Below are 9,527 nucleotides of genomic sequence, written 5' to 3'. Positions count from 1 at the left end.
TTTGGCGTAATGACTGATTACCAGTTACTGACTTGAACTGCATAGGTCATGTATTTACATTAAGATACTACAATATGTATTTTATAAAATCAATCTGCCGTCGCGGCTTCGCCGCCGGCCTAAAACCGCAGCCCTCCCATCATTTTGCGCATAAGACAGCCGCTCCCTGCAAACGCTACAACCGGGGCAGCCCATCAGCCGCCCCGTATCAGCGAAGCGGAGGGTGACGCATGAAACGTGCAGCCATGATCGGAACGGCTTGTTTCCTTATTGCTTGCCTGCTGTCGGGATGCTCGGATACGCAAGGCGACGTCGGGAACAAAAATATCCGGCTGCAAGCAGCCGGACAGGACGGCAGCGGCAATAAGATCATCGATAAACGGTTTGCCGACGACATTCGCAACGAACAGAACCGGGAGAACGGCAAACGGCTCAACAGCAACAACCTGATCGGCGATCACCGGAACTACCGGATGGAAATGAGCCGCGAAATAGCCGATCGTCTCAACGAGCTTAAGGGGGTCGAGGCATCCTATGTGGTGCTTACCGATCGCAATGCTTATGTAGCCGTCCGTATGGACGGAGCGGACGGAGCGGGGGCGGACGAGGAAGCATTCAAACGCCGGATTGCCGATCGCGTGAAAACGATGGCGCCTCATACCGAGCAGGTATTCGTATCGGCGAATCCCGAGTTCGTGGATCGGATGGGCGGTTACAAGGCACAGGTCGACGAAGGGCTTCCGATTCAAGGCTTGATCGCCGAATTCAACGGCATGGTCGAGCGGATGTTTCCGGTCGATTCGGGATTGCGGTACAGCCACGGCACAAGAGCGCTTTACGATTGACGTGTAAAAGCATCCCTTCCGCAGCCGGCGCCCGGCGTCGGCTGCGAGGGGATGCTTTCCTTTTTGGCGCATGCCGCATATGATGCTTACGTAACCGGTTTGCCTTGGTGGCCGATCTCGGACTCGTCCGCTTGCCGTTCATCCGCACGACCGCGCCTTCGCCCGGCTGCAGATCGTCGGGGCTGCGTGTCACGACCTCGAGCTTGCCCTTTACGAAATCCTTGGCTACGGCCGCGTTCTGCGTAACGAACGATTTAAGGTCGGAGGCTGCATGAAAGCGCGCGGGCGCAAAAAGGCAAGCCAGTATGAATGCGTTCGTTCGGGCAACTTGCTTTCTAATGTTTTCTCGTCCATAAACGGCATTTCCCCTTTCCGAAAAAGGCGTGCAAGTCAGGCGTGCAAGACGTGCTGTTTCAGCATTCCCCTCCTAACCGTTATTTCCCACAGGATGCGCCTTGCAAACGAGCGGGGCGCCTGCAGCCTCCCGAATCGCCCATTTTCCCCGGGATACCGCACCACCGGTACTCGCCGCTCATATGATAAGTTGACTGTATCCCTTAACCTTGTAAACACTATACAACCCGGGCAAGGAGGGGTGACAAACATTGAAGGGAAGCGACCACAGCAAGTTTTTATTGACCCACCGTGAACGCGAGGTATTTGAACTGCTGGTGCAGGACAAAACCACGAGGGATATCGCGCAGCAATTGTTCATCAGCGAGAAAACCGTGCGCAACCACATATCCAACGTCATGCAAAAATTAAACGTCAAAGGCCGTTCGCAAGCGGTTGTCGAGCTGATCAAGCTTGGGGAACTCAAAATTTGACGTTAGCTTTTGCGGGTGATTCAAACCTTCTAACCGCTTTCGCCGAGAAAGTTGGGGAGGAGGTTTTTTTGACGGCGGAGGAAAAGCCAAAATCCCCTCCGGCAACGAAGGGGACCTGCTGTTGATGACAGGCGCTGAACGGGAATCAGGAGATCGTGAGTCGAATGGCACCGGGATTAAACAAGTTCCGTAAAACCGGTTCCCTCTTTACCGTCTTCATGTTGCTGCTTGTACGCGATGAGAACGATGTCGTCACCGGTCGTTCTGGACAAGCTTTCTTCTACTTGCTTGAGCTGCCGTATTTGTTCTTCGGACAGTTCGGCGGTTTTGTAGTCCACGAGAATCGCCTCCACGGTTTTTAGTTTATTATGACCCGGATTAGCGCTGGTTTATCCCGCGAGGCACAGATAGACTAGGATCCCCGAGAAAATTGTCGGCTTTTGCTATAGTGAAACTCAACTAAGCGAGAAAACCATGCGCAACTACATATGGAATGTTCAGCGCAAGCACCCGAGTCCTGTTACTTGATGTGCATCACCGACCTCCTGACGATCAAATCCGCAGGCAGCACGATCTTGCGCCACGGTCCCGCTTCCGGACCTTCCTTGATCCGCTCGATCAGCATTTGCATCCCCAAATAGCCGAATTGGTAAGCCTGCTGCGCGGCGACCGTGATGAACGGATCCATCTCCGCATAGGGGCCGAAGTCATCGAAGCAAACGACGGACAAGTCGTCAGGGACGCTTAATCCCCTTGCCCGGAGCAGCCGAATGATCTCCAAAGCGAGCACGTTGTTGCCCGCTACGATCGCCGACGGGAGAGGATCCATCCGCGAGAGCCACCGATCCATCTCCGAGAGATCGTTCATCGGTCCGAAGCTGGTTTCGTAGATGCGCGTTTCTTCAATGGGCAAATCGTTCAGCTTCAATGCCTCCAAATAGCCCTGCAACCGGAGACGAGCGCTGGATATCGAGGATGAGCCGTTCAGCATGGCGATGTTCCGATGTCCGTGGGCGACCAAATGCTCGACAAGTCTGCGGGCGCCTTCCTTGCTGTCGCCCAGCACGATGTCGCACTCAATGCCCGGCACCTCCCGGTCGAGCAAGACGAACGGCACCTGGTGTCTGCGGAGCATTTCCAGATGCGTTTGCGAAGGATCGCCGGCCGGCGCCACGAGCACGCCATCCACTCGAGCCGTTAATATGGTGTTGATGTACTCCGCTTCTTTCTCCACGTTCTCGTCGCTGTTGCCGAACAACAGCCGGTAGCCGTGTTTCCGGGCGGCATCCTCGGCGCCGCGGGATAGCGTCGTATAGAAGGGATTCATGATATCCGTAATAAGCAGAAAAAGAATACGGGTCTGCTGAAGCACAAGGCTTCGCGCCGTCTGGTTCGGCACGTAATTCAGCTCCTCCATCACCCGTTTCACTTTCGCCCGCGTTTTGTCGCTTATTTTGCCGGTGTTATTGATAACTCTGGAAACGGTCATGGCGGACACGTTTGCCTTTGCGGCGATGTCGTATATCGTTACCATTGCGAAATCTCCTTGACCACAAAACTTTGAAAAACTCTGACTTTATCTTACCCAAAAGAAGCTGTTGACAGCAAGAGGGCGGTATTGATATTTTAAAGTTATCGGTAACATTATTTATCATATGGAGGGATCAAGGTGACAGATACGGCTTATCGTTTTCAGCAAGGGTTTCCGAAAATCGGCATTCGGCCGACGATCGACGGACGGAGAAAGGGTATTCGCGAATCGTTGGAGGATCAGACGATGAATATGGCAAAAGCGACGGCGGCGCTGCTTTCCGAGCATTTGCGCTACCCGAACGGCGAGCCGGTCGAATGCGTCATTGCCGATACGTGCATCGGTGGCGTGGCGGAAGCGGCCGCTTGCGCGGATAAATTTGCCAAAGCCGGTGTAGGCGTATCGATCACCGTGACGCCATGCTGGTGCTACGGGACGGAGACGATGGATACGGATCCATCGATTCCGAAGGCAGTCTGGGGCTTTAACGGCACGGAACGGCCGGGTGCCGTCTATCTGGCGGCGGTGCTTTCAGGCTACGCGCAAAAAGGGCTTCCCGCTTTCGGCATCTACGGTGAGGAGGTGCAGGATGCAGGCAGTACGACGGTACCGGAGGATGTAAAAGCGAAGCTGATCGGTTTTGCCAGGGCAGGGCTTGCAGTCGCCTACATGAAAGGCAAATCCTATCTGGCAATGGGGTCTGTCTCGATGGGCATCGCGGGTTCGATTGTGAACGACGTTTTTTTTCAGGAGTACCTCGGCATGCGCACGGAATACGTCGATATGACCGAATTTGTACGGCGCATGGAAGAAGGCATTTATGACGACGCGGAATTTGAGAAAGCGCTTACGTGGGTGAAGGAGCATTGTCCGGAAGGACCGGACAATAACCCGTCTCAGCTGCAAACGTCGCGCGAAAGCAAGGATAGGGATTGGGAGACTGTGGTCAAAATGACGCAGATCGCGCGGGATCTGATGGTCGGCAACCCGCGGCTGGGTGAGCTCGGCTTCGGGGAAGAAGCGCTTGGACACCATGCGATCGTATCCGGTTTTCAGGGCCAGCGGCAATGGACGGACCACTTCCCGAACGGGGACTTCATGGAGGCCATGCTGAATTCCTCCTTCGACTGGAACGGCATTCGCGCGCCGTATATCGTTGCAACTGAGAATGACAGCCTGAACGGGGTCTCCATGCTGTTCGGCTACCTGCTCACGAATACGGCGCAAATTTTCGCAGACGTGCGCACCTATTGGAGTCCGGACGCCGTGAAGCGGGTTACCGGACATTCGCTCGCCGGCGCAGCGGAGAACGGAATTCTGCATCTGATCAACTCGGGGCCGGCGACGCTCGACGGAACCGGGGAACAGACGAAGGACGGCAAGCCGGCCATGAAGCCTTTCTGGGAGATTACCCCCGAGGAGGCGGACAAATGCTTGAAGGCGACCTCCTGGAGGCCGGCTTCGGTGGAGTATTTCCGCGGCGGCGGTTATTCGTCGGACTTCCTGACGCGCGGCGGCATGCCGATGACCATGAGCCGCTTGAATCTGGTGAAGGGCATCGGGCCGGTGCTGCAAATCGCCGAAGGCTACTCGGTCGATCTGCCGGCAGATGTGCATGAGGCGCTCGATAAAAGAACGGACCCGACCTGGCCGACGACGTGGTTTGCGCCGATCCTGACCGGTGCAGGCGCGTTCCGCACCGTTTATGATGTGATGGATAATTGGGGGGCGAACCATGGATCGATCAGCTTCGGCCATATCGGCGCCGACCTGATCACGCTCGCATCGATGCTGCGCATTCCGGTCAATATGCACAATGTGGCGGACGACCGAATTTTCCGCCCTCGGGCATGGGGATTGTTCGGTACGGCCGATCCGGAAAGCGCCGATTTCCGCGCCTGCCTAAATTTCGGCCCGCTGTACAAGTAACGGGAGAGGGGGTATGAGGCGATGAGCAGCATGCGCATTCGGGAAGAGCTGTCCAATTACGCGCGCAAAACGGTAGCCAACAAGCTGGTCGTCGGACCCGGCGGCAACATCAGCGCGAAGCACGAACATAACATGTACCTCTCGCCGAGCGGCTTCGCTCTCGATGAAATCGAGCCGGAGCAATGGGTGGAAGTGGACATCGCCAGCGGCGCGATTACGGATAACGGACTGCGGCCTTCCTCCGAGGTGCTAATGCATTTGTACGCCTATCGGGAAAATCCGCATATCGGCGCGATTGTTCATACGCATCCTCCTTATTGCATCGCTTTCACACTGGTGGAGCAGGATTTGCCGGTCATGTTCCCGGATCAGGCCGCGCTGGTCGGCAAAACGGCGTATGTGCCCTATGTCCTGCCGACGACGGACCGGCTGGCCGACGCCTTCGTAGAGAAGGTGAACGGCGCCAGCTCGATTCTGCTCGGCAATCATGGCCTCGTAACGACGGGCCGCAATCTGCGGGAAGCCTATTACCGGACGGAAGTCGTGGAGGAGAGCGCGAAAATCTATCTGATTGCGAGCGCGATCCGGGCCCCTAAGGCGCTCACGGAGGAGGAAGTCGAAGAGGTGGCTTCCCTGGAGAGCGAAGCGTACCGGATTCAATTGCTCCGGAAGATGAACGGATGAGAGGAGACGGTCGTGAGTGACGGTGCTTTCGAGTGCGCTTGCCTTCGACCTGGGGGCAAGCAGTGGAAGAGCGCTAATCGGCGAACTGACGGATGAAGGCGGGCAGCCTGCGCTTCGGGTGACCGAAATCCACCGCTTTCCGAATCGGCCGGTTCAAGTAGGCCGTCATTTGCATTGGGATATTTTACTGCTGCTGCAAGAGGTGAAGGCGGGAATCCGCAAGGCGTTCCAGCAAGGCTGCGCAGTCGAGTCGTTCGGGATCGATACTTGGGGTGTCGATTTCGGACTGCTTGACGCGAACGGCGAGCTGCTGGGCAATCCTTACCATTACCGGGATCCGCAAACCGAAGGATTGATCGAGGAGGTCGGCGCCCTGATAGGGGCCGAAGAGCTGTATGAGCAAGGCGGCCTGCAAAGTATGCCCTTCAATACGATTTATCAGCTGTATGCGATGGTCAAGGCCGGCTCGCCTCAGCTGCAAGCGGCGCAAACGCTGCTGCTGACGCCCGATCTCCTGACCTATTTCCTTACCGGCCGCAAGGTATGCGAGTTTACGATGGCGACGACCACTCAGCTGTTCAAGCCGGTGGAGCGGGTCTGGAATACGGGCTTAATGGAACGGTTGGGCATTCCCTCGCGGATTTTCCTGGAGCCTGTGCTTCCCGGCAACCTGGTCGGTTCGCTTGCCGACGTTGTATGCCATGAACTGAACGTACCGAAGATCGAGGCGGTGGCCGTCGGCACGCACGACACGGAATCCGCTGTAGCCGCTGTTCCCGCGCCGGAAGGACCGTTTGCTTATCTTGTTTGCGGTACGTGGTCGTTACTTGGAACGGAGCTGGAAAAGCCGATTATTTCACAGGAAGCGAGAGAGTCGGCGTTTTCGAACGAAGGGGGCGTCGGCGGCACATACCAGCTGTTGAAAAACATTATGGGCCTCTGGATTTTGCAGGAGTGCAAGCGCGAATGGGATGAACGGGATAAGGCGGCTTCTTTTCAGGAGCTGGCGGAGCAAGCGCGTATGGCTCCCCCGTTCCGCAGCATGATCATGCCGGACGATGCGAGGTTCTACGGTCCGGGCGGGATGACGGACAAAATTCAAAGCTATTGCCGGGAGACGAACCAGCCCGTGCCGGAATCGAAGGGTGAATATGCAAGATGCATTCTCGAGAGCCTGGCGCTCCGCTATCGGCAAGCGCTGGATCAAACGGAGCGGCTTGCCGGACGGAGGTTTGACAGGCTTCATATGGTCGGCGGGGGCATACGGAACGAGCTGCTGTGCCGATTCACGGCCGGCGCGATCGGCCGGCCGGTAATGGCCGGACCCGTTGAAGCGAGCGCGATCGGCAACATTCTGGTGCAACTCATCGCACGGGGTAAATGTGCGGATTTACAGCATGCGCGCCGGCTCGCGGCAGCGTCGTTTCCGGTCGATACATATGCGCCGCCTGAAGACAACGCTGAATGGGATTTCGCCTATGAGCGGTTTAAGGAGCTGACCGGAACTTTATGAAACGTCTCTGACGGGAGGTAAATGAGCGATGTTAATGGGAATTCCGAAGCTGCTATCGCCCGAGCTTCTGAAAGTGTTGATGGAGATGGGACACGGCGACGAAATTGTGCTGGCTGACGGCAATTTTCCGGCAGCGAGCCACGCCGGCAAACTCATCCGCTGCGACGGCCACGGTGTGCCCGAATTATTGGATGCGATTCTCGCATTGTTCCCATTGGACGCTTATGTGGATAAACCGGCAGCGTTGATGGGGGTCGTTCCCGGCGACCCGGTGGACACACCCGTGTGGTCCCGGTACCGCGAGATCGTGAAAGCGAGAGCGGGATTGGACGACCCGTTCGAGGAGGTTGAACGATTCGAGTTCTATGAGCGCGCGAAGCGGGCGTATGCCATCGTGGCAACCGGCGAGAGCGCGCTTTACGCCAATCTCATTCTGAAGAAAGGCGTCGTCAAGGAGACATAAGCGGAAAGGAGCGGCGGTCGAATGAGAATCGATGCGCACCAGCATTATTGGAAAATCGATCGGGGCGACTATGGATGGATTGCGCCGGACATTCCGGTTCTCTACCGGGATTTTCTCCCGCATGATTTATCGCCGAACCTTAAACGTCACCAAATCGACGGGTCCATCGTCGTTCAGACCGCCCCTACGCTGGCTGAAACGGAGTATATCTTGTCTTTGGCGGAAGGCGATCCCTCCATTCTCGGCGTTGTCGGATGGCTGGATCTGAACGATCCGGCTTATAAAGAACATTATAAGCGGCTCAGCAGCCATCCCAAATTTGTCGGCTTCCGTATCATGGTCCAGGAAATGCCGGATGCATGCGCGATTCTGCAGCCGCATTTCATAGAGGCCATGCGTTATTTTGCAGAGCAGGATACGCCGATCGACATACTTGTCGTTTCGAGCCAACTTGATCCGTTGGTTGAGCTGCTGGAACGAGTACCTGGCCTGAGGGCCGTCATTGATCATATTGCCAAGCCTAATATAGCCGAAGGCGCAATGGAGCCATGGAACAGCCGGATGCGTGAAATTGCGGAGCATCCGAATATTTATTGTAAATTATCCGGAATGGTGACGGAAGCCGACCACCGGAACTGGAAGCCCGCTGACTTCAAGCCCTATATCCGTGAGATTGTTGGCCTGTTTGGCCCGGACCGGGTCATGTTCGGCAGCGATTGGCCGGTATGCCTGCTGGCGGCCGATTACGATCAGCTGATGGACGTGCTCGTGCAAGCCCTTCCCGCCCATTGGACGGAAGAGGAGCGGAACAAGCTGTTCGGGCTGAATGCCAAGAGGTTTTATAAGCTATGAAACGCCGCTAATTCGCTGTCCGGCCGGACGAGTATCCTAAAATTGCGTTAATCGGGGAGATGAAGACCACTGTAAAGGCTTATAAGGCCTTGCCGGTGGTCTTCATGTTTCAGATGCGTTGATTGCGTTTGTAGGTGAGCGGTGTCATGCCTGTCAGCTTCTTGAACATTTTAAAAAAGTAAGACGCGCTTTCAAAGCCGCAAGCCGTCGCGATCCGGTTCATATTTTCGTCCGTCCGCACCAACAGTTCCTTGGCGTAAACAATCCGCTTCGCAATGACATAATCGGTTACGTTCATTCCGGTCAGCTGTTTAAAGACCTGTGAAAAGTGCGACGGCGTGACGGCTGCTCGCCGGCAAAGCGCGGCAAGCCGCAGCTCGGCGCCAAGGTTCCTGTCGATAAACAACAGGGTTTCCTTCATCCAAAGGGGCTCGCTTCCGGAATTGCCGGTACTTCCGGCAGGTATAGTGACGGCCAGCCGATTAATAATCAGCAACAAAAGCTGAAGATGGATGAGTATCGATTGACGGAAGCCGGACTTTTGTGTTTGCTGTTCGGTATGCATGTCCCGGATCAGCGTCTCTAATCGTGCGCGTTCTTCGACGGACGTTTCGATCTTGTAGCTGTTCTTCTTTGCGGCATGTTCAAAACATCTCAGGAGTGAGTAAGAGCCATCCAATTCCACGCGCCGGATCAGACCAGGTCGAACGGAAACCGTTCGTCTCCCGAGAGCTTTTTGCGCAACGGATGGATAGGAACGCCTCCTATCGGCTTGATGAAATCAATATAGCAAAGTAGAGCATATTTAGGCAACAATCGTTTATTTTATTCCCGAGTTTGGCGACATTTATTTCCAAGTGTTGATGTAGCAAGGGTTTGTGGT

The 9,527-nt window shown here is 55.7% G+C and carries 10 protein-coding genes; 7 read left to right on the top strand and 3 right to left on the bottom strand.

Translation table 11 applies throughout. The annotated features are described in order from the left end of the window. Positions 1 to 230 precede the first annotated feature (230 nt). Both RWM61_RS19525 and RWM61_RS19515 read left to right on the top strand, forming a co-directional pair. On the top strand, positions 231 to 845 hold the full coding sequence (locus RWM61_RS19525) for a YhcN/YlaJ family sporulation lipoprotein (RefSeq protein ID WP_314003955.1): 615 nt from the start codon (positions 231 to 233) through the stop codon (positions 843 to 845). A 605-nt stretch (positions 846 to 1,450) separates the two neighbouring features. Then, positions 1,451 to 1,672 carry a LuxR C-terminal-related transcriptional regulator gene (locus RWM61_RS19515; protein ID WP_314003952.1) on the top strand — a complete coding sequence of 74 codons (222 nt, stop codon included), beginning with the start codon at positions 1,451 to 1,453 and terminating at the stop codon, positions 1,670 to 1,672. A gap of 176 nt (positions 1,673 to 1,848) precedes the next feature. Here RWM61_RS19515 and RWM61_RS19510 read toward each other — a convergent pair whose 3' ends face one another. Both RWM61_RS19510 and RWM61_RS19505 read right to left on the bottom strand, forming a co-directional pair. Continuing rightward, positions 1,849 to 2,010 (bottom strand): hypothetical protein, encoded by a 162-nt coding sequence (locus tag RWM61_RS19510; protein ID WP_314003949.1) that lies wholly within the window; start codon positions 2,008 to 2,010, stop codon positions 1,849 to 1,851. A gap of 182 nt (positions 2,011 to 2,192) precedes the next feature. After that, positions 2,193 to 3,206, bottom strand: a complete 1,014-nt coding sequence (locus RWM61_RS19505) for a LacI family DNA-binding transcriptional regulator (RefSeq protein ID WP_314003946.1) — start codon at positions 3,204 to 3,206, stop codon at positions 2,193 to 2,195. A 135-nt stretch (positions 3,207 to 3,341) separates the two neighbouring features. On the opposite strand from RWM61_RS19505, the gene RWM61_RS19500 reads away from it, so the two are divergent. Genes RWM61_RS19500 through RWM61_RS19480 form a run of 5 tightly spaced genes read left to right on the top strand, consistent with a single transcriptional unit; the run spans position 3,342 to position 8,644 of the window. Then, complete coding sequence (locus RWM61_RS19500) at positions 3,342 to 5,132, top strand: L-fucose isomerase (protein ID WP_314003943.1); 1,791 nt, start codon at positions 3,342 to 3,344, stop codon at positions 5,130 to 5,132. Positions 5,133 to 5,153: 21 nt separating this feature from the next. After that, positions 5,154 to 5,816 carry a class II aldolase/adducin family protein gene (locus RWM61_RS19495; RefSeq protein WP_314003940.1) on the top strand — a complete coding sequence of 221 codons (663 nt, stop codon included), beginning with the start codon at positions 5,154 to 5,156 and terminating at the stop codon, positions 5,814 to 5,816. Positions 5,817 to 5,832: 16 nt separating this feature from the next. Continuing rightward, entirely contained in the window at positions 5,833 to 7,329 is a 1,497-nt protein-coding gene (locus tag RWM61_RS19490; RefSeq protein WP_314003938.1) for a rhamnulokinase family protein, read from the top strand. Positions 7,330 to 7,357: 28 nt separating this feature from the next. Beyond that, positions 7,358 to 7,792: an L-fucose mutarotase gene (fucU, locus tag RWM61_RS19485; RefSeq protein WP_314003935.1), complete on the top strand. Its 435-nt coding sequence runs from the start codon at positions 7,358 to 7,360 to the stop codon at positions 7,790 to 7,792. Between the two features lie 21 nt (positions 7,793 to 7,813). Next, positions 7,814 to 8,644 carry an amidohydrolase family protein gene (locus RWM61_RS19480; protein ID WP_314003932.1) on the top strand — a complete coding sequence of 277 codons (831 nt, stop codon included), beginning with the start codon at positions 7,814 to 7,816 and terminating at the stop codon, positions 8,642 to 8,644. Between the two features lie 109 nt (positions 8,645 to 8,753). Here RWM61_RS19480 and RWM61_RS19475 read toward each other — a convergent pair whose 3' ends face one another. Continuing rightward, positions 8,754 to 9,329, bottom strand: coding sequence for an AraC family transcriptional regulator (locus tag RWM61_RS19475; protein WP_314003929.1), 576 nt, complete (start codon positions 9,327 to 9,329; stop codon positions 8,754 to 8,756). Positions 9,330 to 9,527: the final 198 nt, after the last annotated feature.

The organism is uncultured Paenibacillus sp. (assembly GCF_963515335.1).
Lineage (GTDB): Bacteria > Bacillota > Bacilli > Paenibacillales > Paenibacillaceae > Paenibacillus_I.
Note: the sequence above shows the minus strand (reverse complement) of the source record. Positions and strands in the feature narration are given on the sequence as shown.

Excerpts from the sequence above, each read along its gene's own strand:
- RWM61_RS19525 (WP_314003955.1), top strand. The coding sequence starts at position 231 with ATGAAACGTGCAGCCATGATCGGAACGGCTTGTTTCCTTATTGCTTGC.
- RWM61_RS19505 (WP_314003946.1), bottom strand. The coding sequence starts at position 3,206 with ATGGTAACGATATACGACATCGCCGCAAAGGCAAACGTGTCCGCCATG.
- RWM61_RS19495 (WP_314003940.1), top strand. The coding sequence starts at position 5,154 with ATGAGCAGCATGCGCATTCGGGAAGAGCTGTCCAATTACGCGCGCAAA.
- fucU (WP_314003935.1), top strand. The coding sequence starts at position 7,358 with ATGTTAATGGGAATTCCGAAGCTGCTATCGCCCGAGCTTCTGAAAGTG.
- RWM61_RS19480 (WP_314003932.1), top strand. The coding sequence starts at position 7,814 with ATGAGAATCGATGCGCACCAGCATTATTGGAAAATCGATCGGGGCGAC.